This is a genomic window from Variovorax sp. dw_954, from assembly GCF_018449755.1.
Classification (GTDB): Bacteria; Pseudomonadota; Gammaproteobacteria; order Burkholderiales; family Burkholderiaceae_C; genus Variovorax.
Window position 1 is genome coordinate 1 of the sequence record NZ_JAAVVD010000103.1, and the last position, 650, is coordinate 650.

A 650-nucleotide genomic window follows, 5' to 3' on the forward strand; every position below is an offset into this window, starting at 1 on the left:
CCGCGGGCGCATCGAAGTCCTCGACAGGCAGGGCATCGAGCATCGCTGTTGCGAGTGCTATACGGTCGTCAAGAAGGAATATGACCGTCTTCTGCCCGACCGCATCGCGAGTTGAGCAGTCTCGACTTCCCGTTGCGTCCGGCGCCCGTATTCCTCTTGTCCATGCACTATGCAGATCACTGCTGCAGGCGCATTGGTGCACTCGTTCACGACGCCGTGGCGCCTGCCCTTTCGACATCGGGCACTACGCGCCGCTGCGAAAAGAGGACGAACTCGCGTTCCAAAGTGAAATCACCGGACGCAGGGCGTGGTCGGCATCCGTCCCGAGGATGCTGAGCGATGCCGGGTCGAGCGCGAAATGCCGGCCTTCGCGCGGCGGCAACAACAAATCTCGCCGCCAGTACACGGCCGAACTGACCATGAGAGAGCAGTGCCACGTTGCCGCGTTCCTTGCGCAGCCGAAGCAGGAGCCGGTCCGCGCGATCGGCAACATCTGCGGGCGCTTCGACGCCGGGGCAGCCATCCTGCCAGATGTCCCAGCCAGGCCGCTTGTTCAAGATCTCCGACGTGCGCAGGCTCTCATAGTCGCCATAGTCCCATTCGGCCAGGTCGGGTTCGATCTCGGCGTCGGTCCCGAGTCCCGCCAGGGC

General features: G+C 64.0%; 1 protein-coding gene and 1 pseudogene. One reads left to right on the top strand and one right to left on the bottom strand.

The genetic code is table 11. The features are described from left to right. A pseudogene (locus HB681_RS38640) lies at positions 1-115 on the top strand (Crp/Fnr family transcriptional regulator); the annotation flags it as partial. A gap of 91 nt (positions 116-206) precedes the next feature. Here HB681_RS38640 and HB681_RS37700 read toward each other — a convergent pair. Then, positions 207-650 (bottom strand): histidine phosphatase family protein (locus HB681_RS37700; RefSeq protein WP_213959995.1); only part of this gene is annotated, 444 nt, incomplete at its 5' end.